Origin of the sequence: Pseudomonas kilonensis (genome assembly GCF_001269885.1) — a bacterium.
Taxonomy (GTDB): Bacteria; Pseudomonadota; Gammaproteobacteria; order Pseudomonadales; family Pseudomonadaceae; genus Aquipseudomonas; species Aquipseudomonas kilonensis.
Map to the genome: position 1 here is coordinate 890,073 of NZ_LHVH01000017.1, position 24,623 is coordinate 914,695.

At 61.7% G+C, this 24,623-nt stretch carries 23 protein-coding genes; 10 read left to right on the plus strand and 13 right to left on the minus strand.

All coding sequences use genetic code 11. The features are described from left to right. The first annotated feature begins 128 nt into the window (after positions 1 to 128). Positions 129 to 1,223 (plus strand): DUF1615 domain-containing protein, encoded by a 1,095-nt coding sequence (locus tag AD662_RS10555; protein WP_053187046.1) that lies wholly within the window; start codon positions 129 to 131, stop codon positions 1,221 to 1,223. A gap of 200 nt (positions 1,224 to 1,423) precedes the next feature. On the opposite strand, the gene AD662_RS10560 is transcribed toward AD662_RS10555, so the two are convergent. Beyond that, positions 1,424 to 1,858 carry a hypothetical protein gene (locus AD662_RS10560; protein WP_053187048.1) on the minus strand — a complete coding sequence of 145 codons (435 nt, stop codon included), beginning with the start codon at positions 1,856 to 1,858 and terminating at the stop codon, positions 1,424 to 1,426. Positions 1,859 to 2,050: 192 nt separating this feature from the next. On the opposite strand from AD662_RS10560, the gene AD662_RS10565 reads away from it, so the two are divergent. Further along, positions 2,051 to 2,680 carry a glutathione S-transferase family protein gene (locus AD662_RS10565; protein WP_018611447.1) on the plus strand — a complete coding sequence of 210 codons (630 nt, stop codon included), beginning with the start codon at positions 2,051 to 2,053 and terminating at the stop codon, positions 2,678 to 2,680. 104 nt (positions 2,681 to 2,784) lie between these two features. Here the strand turns inward: AD662_RS10565 and AD662_RS10570 are convergent, their stop codons facing one another. The 5 genes from AD662_RS10570 to AD662_RS10590 all read right to left on the minus strand — a co-directional run bounded on the left by AD662_RS10570 (position 2,785) and on the right by AD662_RS10590 (position 6,740). After that, positions 2,785 to 3,321: a PqiC family protein gene (locus AD662_RS10570; RefSeq protein WP_018611445.1), complete on the minus strand. Its 537-nt coding sequence runs from the start codon at positions 3,319 to 3,321 to the stop codon at positions 2,785 to 2,787. 17 nt (positions 3,322 to 3,338) lie between these two features. Then, positions 3,339 to 4,997, minus strand: a complete 1,659-nt coding sequence (locus tag AD662_RS10575; protein WP_018611439.1) for a PqiB family protein — start codon at positions 4,995 to 4,997, stop codon at positions 3,339 to 3,341. Beyond that, the gene (locus AD662_RS10580) at positions 4,978 to 5,622 is read right to left on the minus strand and encodes a paraquat-inducible protein A (RefSeq protein ID WP_033062822.1); all 645 of its coding nucleotides are present in this window, start codon (positions 5,620 to 5,622) and stop codon (positions 4,978 to 4,980) included. The genes AD662_RS10575 and AD662_RS10580 overlap by 20 nt, the downstream gene beginning before the upstream one ends. An 11-nt stretch (positions 5,623 to 5,633) precedes the next feature. Then, on the minus strand, positions 5,634 to 6,230 hold the full coding sequence (locus AD662_RS10585; protein WP_053187051.1) for a paraquat-inducible protein A: 597 nt from the start codon (positions 6,228 to 6,230) through the stop codon (positions 5,634 to 5,636). Positions 6,231 to 6,299: 69 nt separating this feature from the next. Next, a complete protein-coding gene (locus tag AD662_RS10590) occupies positions 6,300 to 6,740 on the minus strand; it encodes a CBS domain-containing protein (RefSeq protein ID WP_018611433.1) in 441 nt (146 codons plus the stop codon). A 335-nt stretch (positions 6,741 to 7,075) separates the two neighbouring features. On the opposite strand from AD662_RS10590, the gene AD662_RS10600 reads away from it, so the two are divergent. Then, positions 7,076 to 9,439, plus strand: coding sequence for a DNA polymerase II (locus tag AD662_RS10600; RefSeq protein WP_053187054.1), 2,364 nt, complete (start codon positions 7,076 to 7,078; stop codon positions 9,437 to 9,439). Positions 9,440 to 9,618: 179 nt separating this feature from the next. Here the strand turns inward: AD662_RS10600 and AD662_RS10605 are convergent, their stop codons facing one another. Then, positions 9,619 to 10,440, minus strand: coding sequence for an aldo/keto reductase (locus AD662_RS10605; RefSeq protein ID WP_018611426.1), 822 nt, complete (start codon positions 10,438 to 10,440; stop codon positions 9,619 to 9,621). A gap of 172 nt (positions 10,441 to 10,612) precedes the next feature. Beyond that, on the minus strand, positions 10,613 to 11,764 hold the full coding sequence (locus AD662_RS10610) for an aldose epimerase family protein (RefSeq protein WP_018611424.1): 1,152 nt from the start codon (positions 11,762 to 11,764) through the stop codon (positions 10,613 to 10,615). Between the two features lie 297 nt (positions 11,765 to 12,061). Here AD662_RS10610 and AD662_RS10615 point away from each other — a divergent pair, with 297 nt between their 5' ends. From AD662_RS10615 to AD662_RS10625, 3 genes are all read left to right on the plus strand, one after another. After that, the gene (locus tag AD662_RS10615) at positions 12,062 to 12,811 is read left to right on the plus strand and encodes a hypothetical protein (RefSeq protein ID WP_018611422.1); all 750 of its coding nucleotides are present in this window, start codon (positions 12,062 to 12,064) and stop codon (positions 12,809 to 12,811) included. A gap of 107 nt (positions 12,812 to 12,918) precedes the next feature. Further along, complete coding sequence (locus tag AD662_RS10620; protein ID WP_014339233.1) at positions 12,919 to 13,704, plus strand: sulfite exporter TauE/SafE family protein; 786 nt, start codon at positions 12,919 to 12,921, stop codon at positions 13,702 to 13,704. Positions 13,705 to 13,971: 267 nt separating this feature from the next. Then, a complete protein-coding gene (locus tag AD662_RS10625) occupies positions 13,972 to 14,520 on the plus strand; it encodes a DUF4174 domain-containing protein (RefSeq protein WP_018611419.1) in 549 nt (182 codons plus the stop codon). 176 nt (positions 14,521 to 14,696) lie between these two features. On the opposite strand, the gene ampC is transcribed toward AD662_RS10625, so the two are convergent. Further along, positions 14,697 to 15,845, minus strand: coding sequence for a class C beta-lactamase (gene ampC / locus AD662_RS10630; RefSeq protein WP_018611413.1), 1,149 nt, complete (start codon positions 15,843 to 15,845; stop codon positions 14,697 to 14,699). 224 nt (positions 15,846 to 16,069) lie between these two features. Between ampC and AD662_RS10635 the strand changes: the two genes are divergently transcribed. Continuing rightward, positions 16,070 to 16,948 (plus strand): Dyp-type peroxidase, encoded by an 879-nt coding sequence (locus AD662_RS10635; RefSeq protein WP_018611411.1) that lies wholly within the window; start codon positions 16,070 to 16,072, stop codon positions 16,946 to 16,948. Between the two features lie 79 nt (positions 16,949 to 17,027). Next, positions 17,028 to 17,774, plus strand: coding sequence for an SDR family oxidoreductase (locus AD662_RS10640; protein ID WP_003200090.1), 747 nt, complete (start codon positions 17,028 to 17,030; stop codon positions 17,772 to 17,774). A gap of 116 nt (positions 17,775 to 17,890) precedes the next feature. On the opposite strand, the gene mapR is transcribed toward AD662_RS10640, so the two are convergent. From mapR to AD662_RS10655, 3 genes are all read right to left on the minus strand, one after another. Next, positions 17,891 to 19,300 carry a GntR family transcriptional regulator MpaR gene (mapR, locus tag AD662_RS10645; RefSeq protein ID WP_014338630.1) on the minus strand — a complete coding sequence of 470 codons (1,410 nt, stop codon included), beginning with the start codon at positions 19,298 to 19,300 and terminating at the stop codon, positions 17,891 to 17,893. Positions 19,301 to 19,498: 198 nt separating this feature from the next. Then, the gene (gene ccoG / locus AD662_RS10650; RefSeq protein ID WP_053187057.1) at positions 19,499 to 20,911 is read right to left on the minus strand and encodes a cytochrome c oxidase accessory protein CcoG; all 1,413 of its coding nucleotides are present in this window, start codon (positions 20,909 to 20,911) and stop codon (positions 19,499 to 19,501) included. Positions 20,912 to 21,199: 288 nt separating this feature from the next. Continuing rightward, positions 21,200 to 21,436, minus strand: a complete 237-nt coding sequence (locus tag AD662_RS10655) for a DUF3203 family protein (RefSeq protein ID WP_018611402.1) — start codon at positions 21,434 to 21,436, stop codon at positions 21,200 to 21,202. Between the two features lie 135 nt (positions 21,437 to 21,571). Here AD662_RS10655 and AD662_RS10660 point away from each other — a divergent pair, with 135 nt between their 5' ends. Then, positions 21,572 to 22,072, plus strand: a complete 501-nt coding sequence (locus tag AD662_RS10660) for an MgtC/SapB family protein (protein ID WP_053178757.1) — start codon at positions 21,572 to 21,574, stop codon at positions 22,070 to 22,072. Positions 22,073 to 22,228: 156 nt separating this feature from the next. On the opposite strand, the gene AD662_RS29510 is transcribed toward AD662_RS10660, so the two are convergent. Then, the gene (locus AD662_RS29510) at positions 22,229 to 22,393 is read right to left on the minus strand and encodes a hypothetical protein (protein ID WP_013692690.1); all 165 of its coding nucleotides are present in this window, start codon (positions 22,391 to 22,393) and stop codon (positions 22,229 to 22,231) included. Between the two features lie 210 nt (positions 22,394 to 22,603). On the opposite strand from AD662_RS29510, the gene AD662_RS10665 reads away from it, so the two are divergent. Next, positions 22,604 to 24,601 carry an alpha-1,4-glucan--maltose-1-phosphate maltosyltransferase gene (locus AD662_RS10665; protein ID WP_053187060.1) on the plus strand — a complete coding sequence of 666 codons (1,998 nt, stop codon included), beginning with the start codon at positions 22,604 to 22,606 and terminating at the stop codon, positions 24,599 to 24,601. Positions 24,602 to 24,623 lie beyond the last annotated feature (22 nt).

Below are 24,623 nucleotides of genomic sequence, written 5' to 3' on the forward strand. Positions count from 1 at the left end.
CCGGGGTTGGGTGTGAGATCCATCTTCACCACCATTCATCGCGAGCAAGCTCGCTCCCACATTGGGCATAGCCCGCATCCACTTTTGATCGTATGGTTGCTCCGGAATAACGAACTCGATGGAGCACCATGCAATTCAACCGATTGATGATCAGCCTTGCTGCGCTGCTGGCTTTGGCTGGTTGCGGTAGCCGTCAGGCGCAGGAGCCTGAGCGTTCGCCCGCTGAGGTCAAGAAGCAGATCGTACAGTTGTTGCCGGCCAAGACTGTGGATCGCGAAGGCTGGGCGACTGACATCTACGTGGCCTTTGCGGCCCAGCAGATTCCCTCTACGACGCAGAACATCTGTGCTGTCCTGGCGGTGACCGAACAGGAATCGACGTTCCAGTCTGACCCACCGGTGCCGGGGCTGGGCAAGATCGCTCGTCAAGAGATCAACCGTCGTGCGGCGAAGGTGCACATTCCGGAGCTGCTGGTCAGTGGTGCACTTCAGGTGCGCTCGCCCAACGGTAAAAGCTACAGCGATCGGCTCAACGCGGCGCGTAGTGAAAAAGAGCTGAGTGGGATCTTCGATGATTTCATCGGCATGGTGCCGTTGGGCAAGACACTGTTCGGCGGTTTCAATCCGGTGCATACCGGTGGGCCGATGCAGGTCAGTATCGCGTTTGCACAGGCTAATGCGCGCAATTATCCCTACACGGTGGATGGCTCGATTCGTCGCGAAGTGTTCAGTCGTCGTGGCGGGATGTATTTCGGTATCGCGCATTTGTTGGGCTATCCGGTGAGCTACACCGAGCCGTTGTATCGTTTTGCCGATTTCAATGCGGGGTGGTACGCCAGCCGCAACGCGGCTTTCCAGCATGCGGTGAGTGTGGCGTCGGGCATTTTCCTGGCGCTGGACGGTGATCTGATTGCCCATGATTCAATCATGCCAGGCAGCACGGAACTGGCTGTGCGCACGTTGGGCAAGTCGTTGGAAATGCGCAACCCGACCATTCGCAATCAATTGGAGCTGGGCGACAGCCTGGCGTTCGAGGACAGCAAGCTCTACAAGCGTGTGTTCGAACTGGCTGACAAGGCCGAGGGCAAGGCGTTGCCTCGGGCGGTATTGCCGGGAATCGTGCTCAAGAGCCCGAAGATCACGCGCAAGCTGACCACGGCGTGGTTTGCCAAGCGGGTGGATGAGCGTTATCAGCGATGCATGAAGCGGGCGTCGGGGCGTTAGCCAGGCTTTGGGGCATGAAAAAGCCCGGTGGATGAGGCCGGGCTTTTAGGGGGATGGGTTTGGTGCGGGATCAGTCTTAAGCGGTGTATCGGGTGGACTGCGCAGCGGCCTGGTGATTGTTGCGGCCGCTGCGCGCCCGAGCGGGAGCAAGCTCCCTCGCCACGAGGTGTGTTGCCGATCATTTGTTGCGTTCAAGCAATTCATGCGTGGTTTTCGATCAGGCGATCGGAGCCACCTTCAGCGACACGACGTTCCAGCAGGCGATCGGCACCGCCTTCAGCGACGCGGTTTTCCATCAGGCGATCAGAGCCACCTTCAGCGACACGACGTTCCAGCAGGCGATCGGCACCGCCTTCAGCGACGCGGTTTTCGATCAGGCGATCGGAGCCACCTTCAGCGACACGACGTTCCAGCAGGCGATCGGCACCGCCTTCAGCGACGCGGTTTTCGATCAGGCGATCGGAGCCACCTTCAGCGACACGACGTTCCAGCAGGCGATCGGCACCGCCTTCAGCGACGCGGTTTTCGATCAGGCGATCAGAACCGCCTTCGGCGACGACGGGTTGGGACGAGGCGGCAAATACGTTGGCGGCCAGTACGGAGAAAGCGAGGCTGAGGATGATTTGGCGTTTCATGATGGTGTGCTCCGGGGTGCAGTGGTTTGTGTGGGGCCATTGTTGTCCCGGGCGATCATCAAGAGAACTTCATTGGCATGATGGTGAACATCGACGGCAGTGATAGCTCGTTGGCCCGCTACCGGTCAGCTTGATGGAACACGGATGGACTCGGGGGTTCTACCGGCTAACCCTTATGCAGGAGGTAGGTTCATGTATCAGTTATTCGGTTGCAGGCAATCCGGCTCTTCGGCGGTGGAGGTTGCCCTGTGTCTTTGTGAGGTGGCTTATCGGCGGGTCGATGCCTATTCGACGCAAGACAACGATGCGGCGAAAGCGCTCGAGGCACTCAATCCTCTGAAGCAGGTGCCGACCCTGCAGTTACCGGACGGCTCGGTGCTGACCGAAGCGGCGGCGATCCTGATTCACCTCGGGTTGACCTTCCCCGCATCGAAGCTGCTCCCGCAAGACCCGGCCCTGCGTGCGCAAGCCATACGGGGCTTGGTCTACATCGCGGCCAATTGCTACACGCCCATCGGCATTATCGATTTTCCGGAGCGCTGGCTGGACGACGCGGATGAAGCGACTCGGCAGCGCTTGGTATCCGGCACGCAGCAACGGCTGTATCGCAACTGGGCGTTGTTTGCCGACCAGTTCTCGACCCGAGCTTTTCTAGGCGGTGAGGAACCGGGGGCGCTGGATATCCTGGCGGCCGTGATCACGAAGTGGAGAAACACGCGGGAGGCGATGCTGAGCGCCCGTCCGGCGTTCTACGAATTGTTGGAACGCATCGACCGCCATCCACGCGTGGCGCCGGTGCTGTCGCTGCATTGGCCTTTGTAGGAGCTGCCGAGCGAAGCGAGGCTGCGATCTTTCCCCTGACGCTTGAGTCTCAAGCGAAAGATCAAAAGATCAAAAGATCGCAGCCTTCGGCAGCTCCTACAGGGTCAAGGACAGGCTTTGCGTGCAGCCGCCTGCTCAACCAGGTCGACAAATTGCCGGACATTCTGCTGGTGCGCCGTCACCAGGTCGTCGATGTTGGTTCCCGCCGGTGTCTGCAGGCTGCTGCGGCACGTGAGGGGGCGAGCGTCGCCGCCCAGGCTGCGCAGGCGCCATTGCACATCCATGCGGGCATAGCGGCCAGGGATCGAGTCAAAGCGTTGCACGTCTACCCGCAGCAATGACTTCGGCGCGCCGGGGTTGCTCAGTTGTTCGTCCAGGCTGCTGTGCAGTTCGTCGGCCAGGCTGGCGCCCCACCATTCGGTTTCCAGGATCGCCAACCCGCTGTTGCCCTGGCGAATGACCATCTGGGTGCGATCCACCTGGGGCGGAACGCTCACCTGTTCGATCTGGATGTCCACGCCGGAGCGCGACAGGCCCGCCGGCTGAGCGGGGCTCAAGGTGTGGTAGTGGATCGGATCGCTGCGACAGGCGCCGAGCAGCAACGCCACGGCAACCAGGGTGAGTTTCAGCGTGAGTGGCATGGCGCGCGCTCCTGTGATCATTCTTTCACCGGCAATGTGAGGTTCTGCGCCGGTGCGTCCTTGGGACGGCCGCGAAGCAGCGATTCGGGATGGCGGCTCAGGTAGTCCGACAGCTCGCGCAGCGAGCGCGACATGCGCCCCAGGTCGTCCAGGGTCTGGGTCAGTTGTTCGCGCTGCGGTGAATCTTCGGCCAGGGTCGAGTTGGCCGATTGCAGGGTTTTGCTGACGTCCTGCAAGGTGTTTTGCACACTTGGCAGCGTCTTGCTATTGAATTGGGCCAGGCCTTTGCGCAGCTCCACCAGGTTGCCATTCAGGTTGCTGGCGACGCTTTCCAGCGGCAGTTTGTTGATTCGCTCGACCATCGCCTGCAATTGTTCCTGCAATTGTTGGAGGCTACCGGGAATGGTCGGTATGCGCACAGGCCGGGCGGTGGGGTCGAAGGCGACTTTTTCCGCCTTGGGGTAGAAATCCAGCGAGATGTACAACTGCCCGGTCAGCAGGTTGCCGCTGCGGGCCTGGGCACGCAGCCCCCGATCGACAAAGCTGCCCATCAGGCGGGCAGAGGCGGCTTCGTCCTCCGGGTCGTGATTGAGTGCCTTGAGCAGTTTCTCATGGGCCTTGCCCAGGCGCTGTGGGTAGATCACCACGCCGACGTTGACCGGAAAACTGCGCTGTTTCTCATCGAAATCCAGATTGATGGCCACCACCCTGCCAACTTCCACCCCCAGGAACTCCACCGGCGCACCGACGCGCAAGCCGCGCAGGGCCTGGTCGAACCGCAGGGCCAGGTATTGCGCCTTGCCATCGGGCGGGGCGAGGGCGCTCTGCTGGTCGGCAAACAGTTCGTAGGTCTTGTCCTCGCTGGCGGGGACGTCGTTGGGGCTGTACTCCGGCGCCCGAAACGCGATGCCGCCCAGCAGCAGGGCCGAGAGCGATTCGGTCTTGACCGCGAAACCGTTGGCACCGACGTTCACGTCCACGCCGCTGACGTTCCAGAACCGGGTGTTTTCGGTGACGTACACATCATTGGGCGCGTTGACGAACACGTCGATGTTGACGCCTTTGCCCTCGGCGTCCAGGGCGTAGGACACCACTTGGCCCACCGGGATCTTGCGCAGGTACACCGGCGAGCCGATGTCCAGCGAGCCGAGGTCCTGGGAGTGCAGGGTGAAGCGCTTGCCCGGTTCGCCATAGGTGATGGGGGGCGGGTTCTCCAGGCCGGTGAAGGACTTGGCGCGCACTTTCGACTGGCCGGCGTCGGCCCCGATGAAATCCCCGGACAGCAAGGTGTCGATCCCCGAGATACCGCCGGCCCCGATGCGCGGCCGAACCACCCAGAACACCGAGTCTTCGTGCGTGAAGGTGTCGGCTGTCTTGGCGAGCTTGACCGTGGCGGTGACGTTCTTCTGGTCGTGGCTCAGTTGCACGTCGGTGACCTGGCCGATGACCACGTTGCGATATTTCACCTGGGTCTTGTTGGCGGTCAGGCCCTGGCCGGTCTTGAAGGTGATGGTGATGGTCGGGCCTTCCTGCAGCCAGTTGTGGACCACCAGGGAAATGCCCACCAGCACCGCAATGATCGGCACGATCCATACCAGCGACACCGTCCAGCGGCGGGTGGTGACGTGGGCGCGGCCGGGTGCGGGGTGTTGCCCGTCAGTGGCTTGCGACTTCATCCATAACCTCCTCGGATGGTTGGGTATCCCAGATCAGCCGGGGGTCGAAGCTCATGGCCGACAGCATGGTGAACAGCACCACGAGGCCGAAGAACAGGATGCCCGGTCGTGGTTCGATGTCGCTCAATGCCTGGAACTTGACCAGGGCTGCCACCAGGGCCACCACCAGCACATCGAGCATCGACCAGTAGCCGATGACTTCCACCAGCCGGTACAGCTTCGCCCGCTGAACCTGGGCCCAGGTGCTGCGCCGTTGTGCGGTCACCAGCAGCAGGGTCAGCACCACGAACTTGATGCCGGGCACCGCGATGCTGGCGATGAAGATAATCAGGGCGATGTCCCAGGCGCCGCTTTGCCAGAACTCGATGACACCGCTGATGATGGTGCTGTCGGCGCCTTCGCCGAGCATCTGGGTATTCATGACCGGCAGCAGGTTGGCCGGGATGTAGAACACCAGCGCGGCCAGCATGTAGGCCCAGGTGCGGGTGATGGCGTCGGGTTTGCGTCGATGCAGGGCGGCGTCGCAGCGGGGGCAGGTCTCGGGTTCGTTGGTCATGTCGCAGGCCAGGCCGCAGCTGTGGCACAGGCACAGGTCCAGGTCGCGGGCCTCTGGCGGGGTGTCCAGCGGCTGGCCGTTCACAGGCTGTCCCACAGGTCGCGAACATCGCGCCCGGCAATGCGGATCATCAGCAGGCTCAAGGCCGCCAGGGCGAACAGGCCGATGCCCGGGAGCACGTCCAGCAGGCCGGCGAGCTTGATCACCGCCACCAGCGCGCCCAGCAGGCACACTTCCAGCATGCTCCAGGGGCGCAGGGTTTCCAGGCTGCGCATGCACAGGTTGAACCCCGGCGCCCGCTGCTGGAGGTAGGCATGGCCCAGCACCCAGATCAGGAGCGCCAGTTGGAAGGCCGGCGCGATAATGATTGCCACCGCCGTCACCAGGGCGATGAAGGTGATCGGCCCCTGGCTCAGCGCCACGATGGAATCCCATAACGTCGCGCTGTTGCTCAGGCCCTGGAGGCGGATGCTCATGATCGGGTAGATGTTGGCGAAGGCCCACAGCACCGCCGCCGTCACGCTCAAGGCCAGGCGCTGCTCGATGGTCAGGCCGTTGTGGCGCTGGATCACCGCGTGGCAGCGCACGCACGAGGCTTTCTGGTGCGCAGCGAGCATCGCCGGTTCGTACACCGCATCGCAATGTTCACAAATGATCAATCGGTCGGTGTCGGCCATCGGGATGCTCGCAGGAACAACCCCTTCAATATAGAAGTGCCTTGGGAATGAGCAACCCGACCGAATGGATCATTCCCCGCGAATGTATTGCTCCAGTTGTCTGATCAGATCGGCCTGTTCGGCGATGGCTTCCTTGACCAGGTCACCGATGGACAGCAGGCCGACCAGTTTGCCGTCCTCTACCACTGGCAAATGCCGCAGGTGTTTTTCGGTCATGATGCTCAGGCAGGTCTCGACGTTCTGGTGCGGGTCGATGGTGATCACGGGGGAGACCATGATGTCACTGACCTTCGTGCCCACCGATGAGCGTCCGCGCAAGACCATTTTGCGGGCATAGTCGCGCTCGCTGATGATCCCCAGCACTTCGTCGTTCTTCACCACCAGCAAGGCACCGACGTTCTTCTCGGCCATGCGCATCAGGGCCTGCAATACCATGTCGTCCGGTGAGATGGTGTGCACTTGCTGGTTCTTCTCGTCTTTTATCCGGAGCAACTGCGCGACGGTTTTCATGGGGGAGCCTCAGGTGTTGTTTTTGCTGGTGGTTAAAGCATCGTAGACCCAACGGCGCAGAGCAAGCGGTAAAGCGGCGGCCAGTCGTCCAAAAGCGTCATTGCCCGGAAATTCTCCTTCGATGTGATGTCATCCACCTTTGTGGCGAGGGGCGTCTCTCTGTGGGAGCAATCCTGTGGGAGCAAAGCTTGCTCGCGATGAACGATGACGCGGTCTAGCAGTTGAACCGCATCGCGGGCAAGCCTTGCTCCCACAAAAGCCTTGCCCCCACAAGGGAATAAATCCCCTCGCCACAGGGTAGAATCGTCGCTTACGTAGAATTCGAGGTTGCAGCGGTGGATTTACAGCAGGGCTTCGTCCTGACCCGGCATTGGCGCGATACCCCGGCCGGCACCGAAGTCGAGTTCTGGCTGGCGACCGACGCCGGTCCCCGGCGCGTGCGCCTGCCCGTGCAAACGTCGGTGGCCTTTGTGCCGCAGATCCAGCGCGGCCAGCTCGAAGCCTTGCTGCAAGGGGAGAAGGAGGTAGAACTACGCCCCCTGGACCTGCTGGATTTCGAGCATCGTCCGGTGCTGGGGCTGTATTGCCAGCAACATGCCCAACTGATGCGCCTGGACAGCACCTTGCGCCGCGCCGGTGTGGAGGTGTTCGAAGCGGACATCCGGCCGCCGGAGCGCTACCTGATGGAGCGTTTCATCACCGCCCCGGTCTGGTTTGGCGGTACGCCGGCCGCCGATGGCTTGCTGGTCGATGCCCTGATGAAACCGGCGCCCGAATACCGTCCACCGTTGCGCCTGGTGTCCCTGGACATCGAAACCACCGCCCAGGGCGAATTGTATTCCATCGCCCTGGAGGGCTGCGGCGAGCGCCAGGTCTACATGCTCGGGCCGCCCAATGGCGACGATACCGGCGTGGATTTCCAGCTGGAATACTGCGAATCGCGCACGGTCTTGCTGAAAAAACTCAACGACTGGCTCGCCCATTTCGACCCTGACGCGATCATTGGTTGGAACCTGGTGCAGTTCGACCTGCGGGTGCTGCATGAACACGCCCGGCGCCTGGCCGTGCCGTTGCGCCTGGGGCGTGGTGGCGAAGAGATGCAATGGCGCGAGCACGGCGCGCGCAAGAATCACTTCTTCGCCTCGGCCGCTGGCCGGTTGATCATCGACGGTATCGAGTCGTTGCGTTCGGCGACCTGGAGTTTCCCCTCGTTCAGCCTGGAAAACGTTGCCCAGACGCTCTTGGGGGAGGGCAAGTCCATCGATAACCCGTACCAGCGCATGGACGAGATCAATCGCATGTTCGCCGAGGACAAGCCGGCCCTGGCCCGCTACAACCTCAAGGACTGTGAACTGGTGACGCGGATCTTCGCCAAGACCGAACTGCTCACGTTTCTCTTGGAACGGGCCAGCGTCACCGGCCTGCCGGCGGACCGCAGCGGGGGTTCGGTGGCGGCCTTCACGCACCTGTACATGCCGCTGATGCATCGCCAAGGGTTTGTTGCGCCCAACCTGGGCCAGCGCCCGCCCGAGGCCAGCCCGGGTGGGTTTGTCATGGATTCCCAGCCGGGGCTCTACGAGTCGGTGCTGGTGCTGGACTACAAGAGCCTGTATCCATCGATCATCCGCACCTTCCTGATTGATCCGGTGGGCTTGATCGAAGGGCTGCGCCACCCGGATGACCAGGAGTCGGTGCCAGGCTTTCGCGGGGCGCGCTTCTCCCGTACTCGACATTGCCTGCCGGCCATCGTGGCGCGGATCTCCGAAGGCCGGGAGATCGCCAAGCGCGAGCACAATGCGCCGCTGTCCCAAGCGTTGAAAATCATCATGAACGCCTTTTATGGCGTGCTCGGTTCCAGTGGCTGCCGTTTCTTCGACACGCGCCTGGCCTCGTCCATCACCCTGCGTGGTCACCAGATCATGCAGCACACCCGCCAGTTGATCGAAGCCCAGGGGCATGTGGTGATCTATGGCGATACCGATTCCACGTTCGTCTGGCTGCGCCGGGCCCATGGCCAGGAGGAAGCGGCCAGGATCGGTCGCGAGTTGGTGGCGCACGTCAACCAATGGTGGCGTGGGCAGGTGCGTGATGAGTTCGGGCTGGAAAGTGCGCTGGAGCTGCAGTTCGAAACGCATTTCAAGCGTTTTCTGATGCCGACCATCCGCGGCGCCGAGGAGGGCAGCAAGAAACGCTACGCCGGGCTGGTGACACGTGCCGATGGGAGCGACGAAATTGTCTACAAAGGCCTGGAAACCGTGCGCACCGACTGGTCGCCGCTGGCCCGGCAATTCCAGCAGGAGCTGTACGGGCGGATCTTCCACCGCAAGCCCTATCAGGATTATGTGCGCGATTATGTGCAGCAGACCCTGTCCGGTGCGTTCGATGAACGGTTGGTCTACCGCAAGCGTCTGCGCCGGCCGCTGGAAGACTATGAGCGCAACGTCCCACCCCATGTGCGGGCGGCGCGGTTGGCCGATGAGTTCAACCAGCGCCAGGGCCGCCCGCGGCAATACCAGAATGGTGGCTGGATCAGCTACGTCATCACCGTCGCCGGCCCCGAACCGTTGGAAATCCGCAGCGCGTCAATCGATTACGACCACTACGTGAGCAAACAGCTACAGCCAGTGGCGGATGCGATCCTGCCGTTTGTGGATGATGATTTTTCGACGTTGGTGGGCGGGCAGATGGGGTTGTTCTGAGGTTCTCCAGTATTCAGACCAAGCCCGTGGTCAGGGTTTTATCCCCTGTGGGAGCAAGGCTTGCCCGCGATGCGGGCGCCCCGTTTTCCCAGGACACCGTGTCGTCTTCATCGCGGGCAAGCCTTGCTCCCACAGATAAACTCCGTCGCCACAGATCAGCGTGAATCTTTGGATGGGGGTTAGACCATCGCCAAGCGCTGCTTGCCCTGGGGCTGGGGAAATATCAGGTCGAGGGCGGCCAGGTCCTGCGGTTCCAGCTTGAGGTTGGCCGCTTCGGCATTCAAACGCACATGCTCAGGCTTCACGGCCTTGGGAATGGCAATCACATTGTCCTGGCGCAGCAGCCAGGCCAGTGCGATCTGCGCCGGTGTGGCGCGATGGCGTTCGGCGATCTGTCCCAGGGTGTGATCCTTGAGCAGCTGCCCGCCCTGGCCGACCGGGCAGTAAGCCATGACGGGCATGGACTGGCGCTGGCACCAGGGCAGTAGGTCGAATTCGATGCCGCGCTCCTGCAGGTTGTACAGCACCTGGTTGGTCGCGCAGGCCGGCGCGGCCAGCTCTTCAAGGTCCGCCACATCGAAGTTCGACACGCCCCAACGGCCGATCTTGCCTTCTTCGCGCAGACGCTCGAAGGCTTCGACTGTTTCGGCCAGCGGGTACTGCCCGCGCCAGTGCAGCAGATAAAGGTCGATGTAATCGGTGTCGAGCCGGCGCAAACTGCGTTCACAGGCCAGGGGAATACCTTTGCGACTGGCGTTGTGGGGATAGACCTTGCTCACCAGGAAAACCTGGTCGCGCAGGCCGGTGATCGCTTCGCCAACGACGGTTTCGGCACCGCCTTCGGCATACATCTCCGCCGTGTCGATCAGGGTCATGCCCAATTCGATTCCCAACCGCAGGGCGGCCACTTCTTTCTTGTGATCAGACGGTTCCTCACCCATGCGCCAGGTGCCCTGGCCAATGACCGGTACGGACACCCCCGCCAATTCCAGCGTCCTCATGCCTTTCTCCTGTTGTGCTGATCGATAATCCAATGGACAGCAGGATAGTCGTAGGAGCTGGCGAAGCCTGCGATCTTTTGATCTTTTGATCTTTCGCTCCAGACTCAATTGCCTGGGGAAAGATCGCAGCCTCGCTTCGCTCGTCAGCTCCTACGGGGGTTGCGCAGCTTTTCTATTTTGCGGAGAACTTCAACACCATGGTCTGGGTGTAGGTCTGGCCCGGATCAAGCCGCGTCGAGGGGAAGTTCGGCTGGTTGGGCGAGTCAGGGTAGTGCTGAGTTTCCAGGGTGAACGCGCCCCAATGCGGATAGACCTTGCCTTGCTTGCCCTTGACGGTGCCGTCGAGGAAGTTGCTGGTATAGAACTGCACGCCAGGCTCGGTGGTGTAGAGCTGCAGGCGTCGTCCGGAGTCTGTGTCATACACTTCGGCGGCCAGTTTGTTCACGTCGCCTTTGGCGTCCAGCGCCCAGTTGAAATCGAAGCCACCTTGTTTCGGTTCGGCGAACTTGAGTTGTGGGTGATCGGCCTTGATGTGGGTGCCGATGGCGGTGGGTTGGGTGAAGTCCATCGGCGTACCGGCCACGGGGGCCAGTTCGCCGGTGGGAATGAGCTTGCCGGTGACCGGCGTGTAGTGAGCCGCGTGCAGGGTCGCGAGCTGCTCGAGTATGTCGCCGTTGCCGGCGCCGGCCAGGTTGAAATAGCTGTGGTTGGTCAGGTTCAGCACCGTGGGCTTGTCGGTGGTGGCCTTGTACTCGATGCGCAACTCGTTCTGTTCGTTGAGGCTGTAGGTGACGTCGGTCTTCAGCGCACCGGGAAAGCCCATCTCGCCATCGGGTGACAGGTAGGTCAGGGTGACGCCCACCGAGTCCTTGGCATTATGGGGCTGGGCCTTCCAGACACGCTTGTCGAACCCATGCGGCCCGCCGTGCAGGGAGTTGCCATGGTCGTTCTGCGGCACTTGGTAACGCTTGCCGTCCAGCTCGAAGGCGCCGTCGGCCAGGCGATTGCCAAAGCGGCCGATGGTCGCGCCGAAATACACGCTGCCGTTCTTCTGGTAACCCTGCACGTCGTCGAAACCGAGCACGATGTCGGCGACCTTGCCGTTTTTGTCCGGCACGCTCAATGACTGGAGGATGCCGCCATAGGTGATGACCGTGGCCTCCATGCCGTGGCTGTTGCGCAGCACGAATTTCTCCACCGCCGTGCCGTCGTCGGTCTTGCCGAACGCACCGCGTTCGTTGGTCAGGCCGGCAGCCTGGGAAGCCGAGGTGGCGATCATCAGGGACACTCCGAGGGCCGTGAGCAGTTGTCTGGATTCAAGCATGGTATGACCTTCCTTCCTGTTGTTTTGTTGTTGTTTTGAACGCGGGGCGAGTCCGTTACTGGTCGGACAGCGCTGAAGGTTTTTCTGATTAGTAGTCTTTCTATTTGATGGATGAGAAGGGATTTATAGCCATAAATAGAGATTTATCAATTAAAAAGTAAGACTAATTAGGCTGCGGAGGCGTTGCGATAGATTGAGGTTTTCTTCCAACACTGCACTTTTGCGTTTTTTGCTGCTCTATCCATGGGCCTGGAAGCGGCGACCCCCATCGCTTCCCCATGCCCAGACCGAGACTCGATGGCCGGTGTTTTTGATTCTGTGACGAGATTGCGCCGCTGCTGCCTGGCGTTGTTGGTTGGTGTGTCGATGCTGTTCAGCGGCGGCTGTAGCCATCAGCAGGGGCAGGACATGGTCACGCAGTTCAGCAACGCCAGGCCCCAGGAATTCTTGCAGACCAGCGTCGATCGCATGGCCACGTTGTCGATGCATGACAACCTGCAAAGCCTCTATCTGCTGATGAGCAAGCTTTACCTGCGCAACCCCGAAGAACTGCGCAAGTCCGGCTTTCTCGACGCCCGCACCGCAGAAAAACAGGTGCGCCTGGCCATCGAGCAGCAACAGCCCTTGCCAACCCTGGGTGGCAAGAAGGACCTGGCGGCCCTGAGTTATGCCATGAGCCCGGAATTTCTCGGTGATCGGGTCGGGGCGTTCATCTATGCCATCGGCAGCATGCTGGTCACCGCGCACGGCAATCGCCTCGAGTTCTACATGACCGACACCATCGACCCGCGTTTCGTCAGCAACGCGGCGCGCAATATCGAAAAAGCCACCTGGCTGCTGAGCCAGCGGCAGAACAAGGACGGTAAGCTGTTGCTGTTTTCCAATGAGATTTCGGAGGAGGGCAGCAACCTGAGTTTCGCCGTGGAGTTTGGAAAAATCGTCGCCCGATTGGACCTGCTGACCCAGATGCTCGATGAGCGTTACCGGCGGATCGGCTTGAATTACGCCCAGAGCCTGCTGTTCCTCAACTTCTTGCCGGTTCAGTGAAGTGATGGAAAAGGAATAAAGATAGATCACATCGATATAGGGGGTTATAAGAAAAATCGCTATGCTCGCGGCCAGATTTTTCACGCGGTCGTGCTGAGACGGGTTTAATGGATTTCGGTAATGTCGGTTTAGTCGTTGCAGGCCTGGTGGTCGGCTTCATCGTTGGGATGACCGGCGTCGGCGGGGGTTCGCTGATGACCCCGATCCTGTTGTGGTTTGGTATCAACCCGGCGACGGCGGTAGGTACAGACCTGCTGTACGCGGCCATTACCAAGTCTGGTGGTGTGCTGGTTCATGCAAAAAATCGCAACATCGACTGGGCGATCACCGGCTGGCTGACGTTGGGCAGCGTGCCGGCGGTCGGCTTGACGCTGTGGTTCCTCAGCAGCCTGCACAGCTCCCCCGACGCCATGAACGCGGTGATCAAGCAAGCCTTGGGCTTTGTGTTGTTCGCCACCGCCCTGGCGATCCTGTTCAAGAAGCGCCTGCTTCAATTCGCTCATGACCGCGCTGGCGGCCACTACAACCCCTCTGGTGTCCGCCTCAATGTGCTGACGGTCATCACTGGCCTCGTGCTGGGTACGATGGTCGCGTTGACCTCGATCGGCGCTGGCGCCCTGGGTACTGTCGCGCTGTTCATCCTCTACCCGTTCCTGGTCACCAAGCGCCTGGTGGGCACCGAGATCGCCCACGCCGTGCCGCTGACCCTGGTGGCGGGCCTGGGCCATGCGAGCATGGGCAACATGGATTGGCACATCCTGGGCTTCCTGCTGATCGGTTCGCTGCCGGGGATCTACCTGGGGAGTCATTTGTCGGGACGCATCTCCGACGAACTGCTGCGTCCGTGCCTGGCGGTGATGCTGGCGATGATCGGGTTCAAGCTGGCGTTTTAGAACGGGTCACCTCAAGTCCAATAGTGTGGGAGCGAGCTTGCTCGCGATAACGGTGTGTCAGTCGACTCGATGTTGGCCGTCATGACGCTATCGCGAGCAAGCTCGCTCCCACAATCGTCTCTCCCGACTTCGGCGCTCTCCTTGCGGTTGCGCAATGAACCCCCTCGCCTAAGCTTCAAGTCAGGCCGGCGCAGTATTGGGTGACGCACGCGGAACAATCGCCGCCCTGTGTACTCAGTACAGCGTAAATATCAAAAGGAGAGGCGCATGCTCATTCGGTCGTTGACCTTCGCTACCTTGCTGGCCATTGCCGGCCCTCTGTTCGCTGCCGATGGCGATTCCCCCCTGTTGGCGGACGCAGGCAGGTCACGTCCCCTTGTGGTTATCGCGCCCAGTACGGTCGACCCTACCTGGGTGAGCCTGAAAAAGGCCTTGGATGAGCCGGCAGGCAAGCAGGGCTTTTCCGAGCGCAACATGGTGCTCTATACCGTGCTCAATACCATTGGGCAGCGCGATGGCAAGGACCTGGACCCGCAAAGCACCATGGCGCTGATTCGCTCGCTCAAGCTGGGAGCCGGTGCGCAGACCAAGATCATCCTGGTGGGCAAGGACGGGGAAAAGAAGCTTGAGCATTCCGGGGCGATCGAATTGAAAGACCTCTTCGATGCCGTCGATAAACTGCCTGCGGCAGAAAAAGAAGCGACACCCCCAGCCCCACCACCCGCGCCAGAGCCTGCACCGGCCAAGGATGCGAAAGGCACCAAGCCTGGCAAGGCCGCCAAGCCGGCGCCGCCGCCGAAGCCGCTGGATGATTGATCCCCAATAGCGCCGAGGCCCCTTTGTGGCGAGGGGATTTATCCCCGCTGGGCTGCGCAGCAGCCCCCCTAAGCCGTCAACTCAATATGCCTGACATATCGAGTTGCCAGAATGTTAGGGCCGCTTCGCGCCCCAGCGGGGATAAATCCCCTCGCCACAGGGGGACTCGTCGTCCTTTATTGAGCATCCAACGCCATCAGGATCCGATGCGCCGCCTTCACCCGTTCTTCGATCGGGTAGTTTCTGTTCGCTAGCATGACGATCCCCAAGTCCTTTCCAGGCACGAACGCCGCGTACGCGCCGAAACCGTTGGTGGATCCTGTCTTGTTGATCCAGGCGCCGTCCGGCGCAGGGCGGGGCGGGTTGAGAGCTTCGGCTTTTTGTGGGGTCAGGGCCATCTGCGGTGTGTTGCCCGCGAGCAGGTCATCCAAGGTGAACGGAGCGGGGTAGAACTCCCAGCCCAGCCCCTGATTCATCCCGCCAACCTTGTAGAAACCTGTATGCGTCGTGGCAATCGCTTGCTTCAGATCCGCGTCCAGTTTTTCAGGTCGCAGGTTGGCCTCGAGGAAACGCATCAGGTCCGATGAGCTGGTTTTCACCCCATAAGCCTCGGAATCCAGGGCACCTGGCCCGACCCGGACGGGCTTGCCGTCTTTGGCATAGCCTTGGGCGTATCGGCCCAACTGATCCTGCGGCACCCGCACATAGCTGTGCTTGAGCCCCAGTCCTGGCATCAGCGTGCGCTCCATCACCTCGTCAAACGGCCGCCCCAGGCTGCGGGCTGCCAGATAGCCGTACAGGCCGATGCTCGGGTTTGAATAGAGCCGTTGGGTGCCGACCGGGTAGAGCGGCTTCCAGGTTGTGTAATAACCAAACATCCGGTCCGGATGGTCCGCCTCGTCGGGAAACTGCAGCGGCAGGCCACCGGCGGTATAGGTGGCGAGATTGAGCAGGCTGATGCCGTCGAAGGCGCTGCCGCGCAGCTCGGGGGCGAAGCGACTGGCCGGGTCGGCCAGGGACAGCTTGCCCAGGGCCTGTGCATAGGCGCCGAGGGTGGCGGTGAAGGTCTTGCTGACGGAGCCGATTTCGAAGAGGGTCTGGTCGGTGACCGGCTTTTTCGTGTCCTTGGAGGCCACGCCGTAGTTGAAGTAATGGCGTTGACCGTTGTAGGTGACCGCCACGGCCATGCCGGCGATGTCCTGTTGCTTCATCAACGGTTGGATGACGGCATTGACTGTGTCTTCAATGCGCTCCTGGGCAAAGCCTGCGGGCGTCCCGCAGACCAGGAAAAAAGTCCCGGCGAGTATCGATCTGGCAATTTGCATGGTGCAGCGTTCTCGTTGGCCTTCCTAGAGGGGGGCAATCTAGGGCGTTTTTGGCTGCCCGGCAATCCGAGGCTATCGGCCGAGGCATGTTTCTGAGTGGTCTGACAGGGCTGCGGGAGCCTTCCCACAAAACGGCCCGGTTTCCCGGCGCGACCGGACCTCAAGCCAAACCACACAAAGCGGCAGCCGCCGGGTAAACTTGCGCTCTTTCTAAAGGAGTTCATATGAGTTACTACCAGCCCGGCATTCTCGCCACCCCTGTTCCGCCTCAGGCCCGTCATATGTTTTTTGCCTTGGAATCGGTCGAGGCGTTGCCGGCTGCGGTAGATAAACTCCGGTTGCTGCTCGATGGCCGGGCCGTGGTCGGCTTTGGCGAGTCGCTGGTCCAGGCGCTGGGGGCCCAGGTCGAAGGCCTGCGGGCCTTTCCTGCCTTGACCGGAGTGGGCGTGGACAACCCGTCGACCCAACACGCGCTGTGGTGCTGGTTGCACGGCGAAGACCGCGGCGAGCTGATGCACCGCAGTCGCGCCATCGAGGCGGCGCTGGCCCCGGCGCTGCGCCTGGTGCAGATGAACGAAACCTTCCGCCACATGACCGGCCATGACCTGACCGGCTACGAAGACGGCACCGAAAACCCTCACGACGAAGCGGCCATCGCTGCCGCCCTGGCCCAGGGCGCCGATGGGGTGCGCGGTGGCAGTTTCGCCGCGATCCAGCAATGGCAGCACGATCTGGACGGCTTCGCGGCGATGCAACCCCATGAGCGCGACAACATCATGGGCCGTCGACTGAGCGACAACGAAGAACTCGACGACGCGCCGGAGTCGGCCCACGTCAAGCGCACCGCCCAGGAAAGCTTCGCCCCGGAGGCGTTCGTGGTCCGTCGCTCCATGCCGTGGATCGAAGGCGACCGTGCGGGGCTGATGTTCCTGGCGTTCGGTTTCTCCCTCGATGCCTTCGAGGCACAACTGCGCCGCATGAGTGGCCTGGAAGACGGCATCACCGATGGCCTGTATCGCATGAGCCGGCCAATCACTGGCGGCTATTACTGGTGCCCGCCGCTGCTGGATGGACGCCTGGATCTGCGCGCCCTGGCCCGGTAAGCGCAGCGGTTTTTGCAAAGCGTGACGTGAACGCTATTCTTGGCAGCGCACGTCTATCCGTGGAATGGGGGAAGCAAACGTGGATAAAGTCATCGTCATCACCGGTGGCGGCCGCGGAATCGGGGCGGCCACGGCGCTGTTGGCTGCCGAGTTGGGCTATCGGATCTGCATCAATTACCAGTCCGATGAGAGTGCCGCGCAGGAGGTGCTCGAACAGGTCCGGGCCAAGGGCGCGCAGGCGATTGCCGTGCGGGCCGACGTGAGCATCGAAGACGAAGTGATCGGCCTGTTCGACCGGGTGGACGCCGAGCTGGGCCGTGTCACCGCCCTGGTGAACAACGCCGGCACGGTCGCGCAGAAATCCCGGCTCGATGAAATGTCCGAATTCCGCATTCTCAAGATTATGAAGACCAACGTCCTGGGGCCGATTCTTTGCGCCAAGCACGCGGTGCTGCGCATGTCGCCCAGGCATGGCGGGCAGGGTGGCAGCATCGTCAACGTCTCGTCGGTGGCCGCGCGCCTGGGCGCACCGGGGGAGTACGTCGATTACGCAGCCTCCAAGGGCGCGCTGGACACCTTCACCATCGGCTTGTCCAAGGAAGTGGCCGGCGAAGGCATTCGCGTCAACGCGGTGCGCCCAGGCTATATCTACACCGATTTCCATGCCCTGAGTGGCGACCCGGACCGGGTCAGCAAGCTGGAATCTGCGATCCCCATGGCCCGGGGCGGGCGTCCGGATGAAGTGGCCGAAGCGATTATCTGGCTGCTGTCGGATAAGGCTTCGTATGCGACCGGGACGTTTGTGGACCTGGGGGGCGGGCGCTGAGTCCTGGGGGGGCTGTTTTGGCCCTATCGCGAGCAAGCTTTGCTCCCACAGGGGGCAGCGTTCCAATGTGGGAGCAAAGCTTGCTCGCGATGGCGGCCCGACAGGCAACCCAAATATCAAAACGATCGAATAATCCGCCCCAACGTCTCCATGGCCTTTTCCGAGGCCTCGGTCCACGGGCTGCCATAGTTCAAGCGGATGCAATTCCTGAAACGCCGGGTCGGTGAAAAGATCGGTCCCGGCGCGATGCTGATGCCCTGGGCCAAGGCCATCTGGAACAATTTCAGTGAATCCATCTGCTCCGGCAACTCCAGCCACAGGAAGTAGCCCCCCGCTGGCTGGCTGACCCGGGTCTGGGCCGGGAAATAGCGGGCGATGGCGGCGAGCATCGCGCTTTGCTGTTCTTCCAGGGCGTAGCGCAGTTTGCGCAGGTGACGGTCGTAACCGCCGTGTTGCAGGTAGTCGGCGATGGCAGCCTGGGCCGGCATCGAGGCGCACAGCGAGGTCATGAGCTTGAGCCGTTCGATCTTCTGCGCGTAGCGCCCGGCGGCAACCCAGCCGATGCGATAACCCGGTGCCAGGCTCTTGGCGAACGAACCGCAATGCATCACCAGCCCTTCGGTGTCGAACGCCTTGGCGGGCTTGGGGGCCTGCTGGCCGTAATAGAGTTCGGCGTACACGTCGTCCTCGATCAGCGGCACCTGATGGCGGCGCAGCAACTCGACCAGCGCCTGTTTGCGCTCCTCGGGCATGGTCGCGCCCATGGGGTTCTGGAAGCTGGTCATGCACCAGCAGGCCTTGATCGGATGGCGCTCCAGTGTCTGCGCCAGCACGTCCAGGTCGATGCCGTCGCGCGGGTGGACGGGAATTTCCACGGCCTTGAGCTTCAGGCGCTCCAACACTTGCAGGCTGGCGTAGAACGCTGGCGCTTCGATCGCCACCAGGTCGCCGGGCTCGGTCACGGCTTGCAGGCACAGGTTCAAGGCTTCCAGGGCGCCGTTGGTGACCAGCAGTTCCTCCATGGGCAGCATCAACCCGCCGACCATGTAGCGCAGGGCGATCTGTCGGCGCAAGTGTGGATTGCCCGGCGACATGTCCGTGACCACCATTCGCGGGTCCATGTCCCGTGTTGCGCTGGACAGCGAACGGGACAGCCGTTGCAGTGGGAACAGCGTCGGGCTGGGGAATGCCGAGCCGAACGGTACGGTGGCCGGGTCCTTGATCGAGTCGAGGACCGAAAATACCAACTCACTGACGTCGACTTCGGTGGACTCGTGCACCTGGCTGCTGATCGCAGGCTCCGAAAACGGGCTCGGCGCGTGGGTGTTGACGAAGTAGCCGGAGCGCGGCCGGGCCCGGATCATGCCGCGTCGTTCCAGCAGGTAGTAGGCCTGGAACACGGTGGACGGGCTGACACCGTAGGTCTGGCTGGCGTAGCGTACCGACGGCACGCGCTGACCTGGCCCCAGCATGCCCGAGCGGATCAGTTCGGCGATGTCGTCGGCAAATTTCTCGTAGCGTTTCATGGTGGGGCCCAGTAGTGGATAACGCGTGGTTTGCGTTTCTTAAACTGTGGGAGCGAGCGTGTGGGAGCAAAGCTTGCTCGCGATACAGGCGACACAAATCAACAGTAAGGTCGTGTCATCGTTCTTCGCGAGCAAGCTTTGCTCCCACAGGCTTGCCCTCACAGGCTCGCTCCCACAGGTGCCCGGCATCTTACGGGTTCAACGATTCATCGGTGCGACAAAACGGCTCTTGGCGATGCTGTAGATGCCCGGCTCGTCACTGTCGGCGACCTTGAACGTCATTTCCTGGGAGCCTTTATCAGGCCGTTCGCTGAGCATCGCCACCGACACCGGCACATCGACGATTTCCCCCGGGGCCAGGCTCAGTTGGGTCTTGCCTTGCAGGATGAAGCCGTCGCCGTCCACCAGGGACAGTTGGTAATCCTGGCGCTGTTGGGTCTTGTTGATGATTTTCAGGCTGTAGATGTTCTCGATCTGGCCTGCGCTGTTTTCGCGGAACAGGCCACGGTCCTTGCTGACATCCAGCGACACCATGGGCCGTTGCATCAGCGCCACGACCAGCGCGCCGATCATCACCAGCAGCACGGCGCTATAGCCGATCAGCCGAGGCCTGAGCAGGTGAGTCTTGCCGCCCTGCAACTGATGTTCGGAGGTGTATTTGATCAGGCCGCGGGCGTAACCCATCTTGTCCATGATCGAGTCGCAGGCATCGATGCAGGCCGCGCAGCCGATGCATTCCATCTGCAGGCCGTCGCGGATGTCGATGCCGGTGGGGCAGACCTGCACGCACATCTGGCAGTCGATGCAGTCGCCCAGGCCAATATTGGCCGGGTTTGCCTCGCGTTTGCGTGGGCCGCGGATCTCACCACGGGCCGCATCGTAGGAAATGGTCAGTGTGTCCTTGTCGAACATCACGCTCTGAAAGCGTGCATAGGGGCACATATGCATGCACACCGCTTCACGCAGCCAGCCGGCGTTGAGGTAGGTGGCTGCGGTAAAGAAGAGTACCCAGAACAGGCTTACGCCGGCCATTTGCAGGGTCAGCAGTTCCTCGGCCAATGGGCGGATCGGCGTGAAGTACCCCACGAACGTCAGGCCGGTGAGCAGGCTGATGGCCAGCCACAAGGTGTGCTTGGCTGAGCGGCGCAAGAGTTTGTTCAGGCCCCAGGGCGAGGCCTGCAGCTTGATCCGCTGGTTGCGTTCGCCTTCGGTGATTTTCTCGCACCACATGAAGATCCAGGTCCAGGAACTCTGCGGGCAGGTGTAGCCGCACCACACGCGACCGGCAAACACGGTGATCGCAAACAGGCCGAAGGCGGCGATGATCAGCAAGGCCGACAGCAGGATGAAATCCTGGGGCCAGAAGGTCGCGCCAAAGATGTGGAACTTGCTTTCGGAAAGGTCCCAGAGCACCGCCTGGCGACCGCCCCAGTTCAACCACACCGTGCCGAAGAACAGCAGGAACAGAACCCCCGCACCGCTGATACGCAAGGTGCGAAACAAGCCGGTGAAACTGCGGGTGTGGATCAGGTTGTCGGTGCTCCTGGCCTTTATCTTCGTTGGCGCAGGTTCGAACGTCTGTATCAACTGGACGGGGATTCTATCGCTCATGGTCGGTCGCTCATCAGCCTCTATCTGGCCGGCGCACTATGACCATGGAACTGTTTGCATAACAGACTCAGGTGTTTCGATAAAAACCGGATCAGATGCCGCGAAACCCAGGCCCTGCGACACTTTGATGCACCCGCGGACGAGCGAACATACCGTTGAGGCCAGGGGGCAGTGGGAGCAAAGCTTGCTCGCGATACAGGCACCTCGGTTCAAGAGGTCTCGTGTTGTTTTCATCGCGAGCAAGCTTTGCTCTCACCGATTGAAGACCTCGCAGAGGCTTCAAGCGGTTCAGATCGCCGAGCCGCTTTCGCTGGCCTTCAGGTGCTTGCGCCCGTCGACCGCGCCGGCCACGGTCAGTGCATCGGCCTCGGCCTCGGTGATGTAGACCCGGTCGCCGTTGAGCTCCACGACTGACATGGCCTTGTCCGGGTCGGTGATGATGGTCAGCTCGCTGGCGGGGCGCTGTTCGGTGCCGTTGGCGGTTTCGAAATGGCAGGTCTGGTTGTCATCGATACGGACAGTCATGGTGTTCCTCCTTCTGGGGTCATGAACGTTAGGTCTCGCGAACAAGCCAGGGTTCGTGGCGGCTGATCAGCGGTCGGGCGCACCTCTGGCGTCGCCTGCGGTCCATCGTTTATCGACTGAACAAGAGGACGGTCCATGGACGCCTGGTGGCATGAAGTCTGGGTAACCCTGCAGGCGGAATTCGCCGACATCACCGATGCCCAGCAGATGACCCGGGTCACGGTGCGCCTGCTCATGGCCGCGCTGCTGGGCGGCATCCTGGGTTTCGAGCGCGAACACAAGGGCAAGGCTGCCGGCGTGCGAACCCACATGCTCGTGGCCCTGGGGGCGGCGCTGTTCGTCTTGGTGCCACAGATGTCCGGGGCCCAGGCCGACGCGATGAGCCGGGTGATACAAGGCGTGGTCGCTGGCATCGGTTTTCTCGGCGCCGGCACCATCCTGAAAAACACCGACGGCGACGAAGGTCACGTCAAGGGCCTGACCACCGCTGCCGGCCTCTGGATGACTGCCGCCATTGGCGTCGCCGCCGGGTTGGGCCGGGAGGCGACGGCGGTGCTCAGTACGGTGCTGGCGCTGGCGATCTTCAGTGTGATGCCGGTGATCGTCCGGGCTTTGGAGAAGGGCGACAAGCCGTGACACCGCTATAAGCCTGCAAACACAACCTGTGGGAGCGGGCTTGCTCGCGAAAGCGGTGCGTCAGTCAATGAAAATATTGCTTGTCACGCCGCCTTCGCGAGCAAGCCCGCTCCCACAGGTTTTTCGTCATCCAGTTTCTTTATTACTACGCTTGATTCAAACCCGCTCCGGCGGCGCCTCGCTCGGCGGGTCACCCAGCGGCGGTTGTGGGTCCAGCGGCGGGTCCTTCTCTGGAATCGGTTCCGGATCAGGGCCGGGCGGGGGCAAGGTGGGGTCGTCGATGTTCGGATCGGGTGTTTCGGCCGGGATGGGAATATTCATCAGGACGGGTCTCCGTGACGCACATGGCTTGAGTCGTGCTTATTGTTGTTGACCTCCTTGCGCCGGCTTTGATCCCCGGATGCATCGGGGTAAATACCTCTGAACTTTTAGCCGTTGATTCGGTTCGGAGTTTAAGTGAGTTTTTTCAGGGACCCGTTGGGCCTTTACCGCCACAAGCGCGTCCATGGGGCGTAAAAGGAGCGATGCTCGATGACTGCCGAACACCCGACTGAACTGGCCTGCAACCCGCATTTACCGCTGTCCCAAGCCTTGCTGTTGCCGCGTATCGCGATTGAAAACACCATGCCGGTGATCGACGCTGGGCAATTCGCCGCCAAGGCCGTGGCTGGGCAGGATGTGACAGTGACCAGCAAAGTCTTCGCCGATGGTCATGACAAGCTGGCCGTGCGCATTCGCTGGCGTGCGCTGCAGGATGAAGTGTGGAACAGCGAGGTCATGAGTGACCTGGGCAACAACGGCTGGCAGGGCCAGTTCAACGTGCCGGAACAAGGCCGCTATGTGTTTTGTATCGAAGCCTGGATCGATCAGTTCGCCAGTTTTCGCTACGAGCTGGAAAAGAAATTCGGGGCAGGGGTGCCGATCAGCCTGGAATTGCAGGAAGGGCGCAACCAAGTGCAAATGGCCGTCGAGCGCAGCACCGGTGAGCTGAGCGAGCAACTGGCGGCCTTGCACCATGAGCTCTCCGGCCTGTTGCCGACCGAGCAGGTGGCGCTGTTCCTGGCACCGCGCAGTGCCGATCTGATGTCCCGGGCCGATCATCGCCCATACTTGAGCGTCAGCCCCGAGTATCCGCTGGATGTGGAGCGCCAGCTGGCCGAGTTTGCCAGCTGGTATGAGCTGTTTCCCCGCTCGATCACCGACGATCCCCAACGCCACGGCACTTTCAACGACGTGCATTCGCGCCTGGCGATGATCCAGGACATGGGCTTCGACGTGCTGTACTTCCCGCCGATCCATCCCATCGGTCGCAGTTTCCGCAAAGGCCCGAACAATTCCCTCACCGCCGGTCCCGACGACCCGGGCAGCCCGTATGCCATTGGCAGCGAGGAGGGCGGGCACGAGGCCATTCACCCGCAATTGGGCAGCCGCGAGGACTTCCGGCGCCTGGTGGCGGCGGCCGCTGACCACGGCCTGGAGATCGCCCTGGACTTCGCGATCCAGTGTTCCCAGGACCATCCTTGGCTCAAGCAGCACCCGGGCTGGTTCAGTTGGCGGCCGGACGGCACGATCAAATATGCGGAAAACCCGCCGAAGAAATACCAGGACATCGTCAACGTTGATTTCTATGCGGCCGATGCAATTCCCAGCCTGTGGGTGGAGCTGCGGGACATCGTGGTGGGCTGGGTCAAGGAAGGCGTGAAGATATTCCGCGTCGACAACCCTCACACCAAACCACTGCCGTTCTGGCAATGGCTGATCGCCGATGTGCGGGCGCACTACCCTGAAGTGATCTTCCTGGCTGAAGCGTTCACCACGCCGGCGATGATGGCGCGGCTGGGCAAGGTCGGTTACTCCCAGAGCTACACCTATTTCACCTGGCGCAACACCAAGGCTGAACTGGCGACCTACTTCAGTGAACTCAATGAATCGCCGTGGCGTGAATGCTACCGGCCGAATTTTTTCGTCAACACGCCAGACATCAACCCGGCCTTTCTCCATGAATCGGGGCGCGCTGGTTTTTTGATCCGTGCGGCCCTGGCAACCATGGGCTCGGGCCTGTGGGGCATGTATTCGGGTTTCGAACTGTGCGAATCGGCACCGGTGCCGGGCAAGGAGGAATACCTCGATTCGGAGAAATACGAGATCCGTCCCCGGGACTTCACCGCGCCGGGCAACATCGTTGCCGAGATCGCCCAGCTCAACCGCATCCGCCGGCAGAACCCCGCGCTGCATACCCACCTGGGCCTGAAAATCTACAACGCCTGGAACGACAACATTCTCTATTTCGGCAAGCGCACCGCCGACGGCAGCAATTTCATCCTGGTGGCGGTGAGCCTTGATCCGCACAACCCGCAGGAAGCCAGTTTCGAGTTGCCGCTCTGGGAGATGGGCCTGCCCGACGACGCCCAGACCCAGGGCGAGGATCTGATGAACGGACATCGCTGGAGCTGGTACGGCAAGCACCAGTTCATGCGGATTGACCCGGCATACCAGCCGTTTGGGATTTGGCGGATCAGCGTGGCGTGATGCTGTGGGAGCAAGGCTTGCC

What these genes read in the sequence shown, in the direction of transcription:
- ccoG (WP_053187057.1), bottom strand. Translation starts at nt 20,911, where the DNA reads ATGAGCGATAGAATCCCCGTCCAGTTGATACAGACGTTCGAACCTGCG.
- AD662_RS10660 (WP_053178757.1), top strand. Translation starts at nt 21,572, where the DNA reads ATGGACGCCTGGTGGCATGAAGTCTGGGTAACCCTGCAGGCGGAATTC.
- AD662_RS10665 (WP_053187060.1), top strand. Translation starts at nt 22,604, where the DNA reads ATGACTGCCGAACACCCGACTGAACTGGCCTGCAACCCGCATTTACCG.
- AD662_RS10605 (WP_018611426.1), bottom strand. Translation starts at nt 10,440, where the DNA reads ATGAGGACGCTGGAATTGGCGGGGGTGTCCGTACCGGTCATTGGCCAG.
- AD662_RS10560 (WP_053187048.1), bottom strand. Translation starts at nt 1,858, where the DNA reads ATGAAACGCCAAATCATCCTCAGCCTCGCTTTCTCCGTACTGGCCGCC.
- AD662_RS10610 (WP_018611424.1), bottom strand. Translation starts at nt 11,764, where the DNA reads ATGCTTGAATCCAGACAACTGCTCACGGCCCTCGGAGTGTCCCTGATG.
- AD662_RS10635 (WP_018611411.1), top strand. Translation starts at nt 16,070, where the DNA reads ATGAGTTACTACCAGCCCGGCATTCTCGCCACCCCTGTTCCGCCTCAG.
- AD662_RS10625 (WP_018611419.1), top strand. Translation starts at nt 13,972, where the DNA reads ATGCTCATTCGGTCGTTGACCTTCGCTACCTTGCTGGCCATTGCCGGC.
- AD662_RS10590 (WP_018611433.1), bottom strand. Translation starts at nt 6,740, where the DNA reads ATGAAAACCGTCGCGCAGTTGCTCCGGATAAAAGACGAGAAGAACCAG.
- AD662_RS10555 (WP_053187046.1), top strand. Translation starts at nt 129, where the DNA reads ATGCAATTCAACCGATTGATGATCAGCCTTGCTGCGCTGCTGGCTTTG.
- mapR (WP_014338630.1), bottom strand. Translation starts at nt 19,300, where the DNA reads ATGAAACGCTACGAGAAATTTGCCGACGACATCGCCGAACTGATCCGC.
- AD662_RS10575 (WP_018611439.1), bottom strand. Translation starts at nt 4,997, where the DNA reads ATGAAGTCGCAAGCCACTGACGGGCAACACCCCGCACCCGGCCGCGCC.
- AD662_RS10620 (WP_014339233.1), top strand. Translation starts at nt 12,919, where the DNA reads ATGGATTTCGGTAATGTCGGTTTAGTCGTTGCAGGCCTGGTGGTCGGC.
- AD662_RS29510 (WP_013692690.1), bottom strand. Translation starts at nt 22,393, where the DNA reads ATGAATATTCCCATCCCGGCCGAAACACCCGATCCGAACATCGACGAC.
- AD662_RS10615 (WP_018611422.1), top strand. Translation starts at nt 12,062, where the DNA reads ATGGCCGGTGTTTTTGATTCTGTGACGAGATTGCGCCGCTGCTGCCTG.
- AD662_RS10655 (WP_018611402.1), bottom strand. Translation starts at nt 21,436, where the DNA reads ATGACTGTCCGTATCGATGACAACCAGACCTGCCATTTCGAAACCGCC.
- AD662_RS10570 (WP_018611445.1), bottom strand. Translation starts at nt 3,321, where the DNA reads ATGCCACTCACGCTGAAACTCACCCTGGTTGCCGTGGCGTTGCTGCTC.
- AD662_RS10585 (WP_053187051.1), bottom strand. Translation starts at nt 6,230, where the DNA reads ATGGCCGACACCGACCGATTGATCATTTGTGAACATTGCGATGCGGTG.
- ampC (WP_018611413.1), bottom strand. Translation starts at nt 15,845, where the DNA reads ATGCAAATTGCCAGATCGATACTCGCCGGGACTTTTTTCCTGGTCTGC.
- AD662_RS10565 (WP_018611447.1), top strand. Translation starts at nt 2,051, where the DNA reads ATGTATCAGTTATTCGGTTGCAGGCAATCCGGCTCTTCGGCGGTGGAG.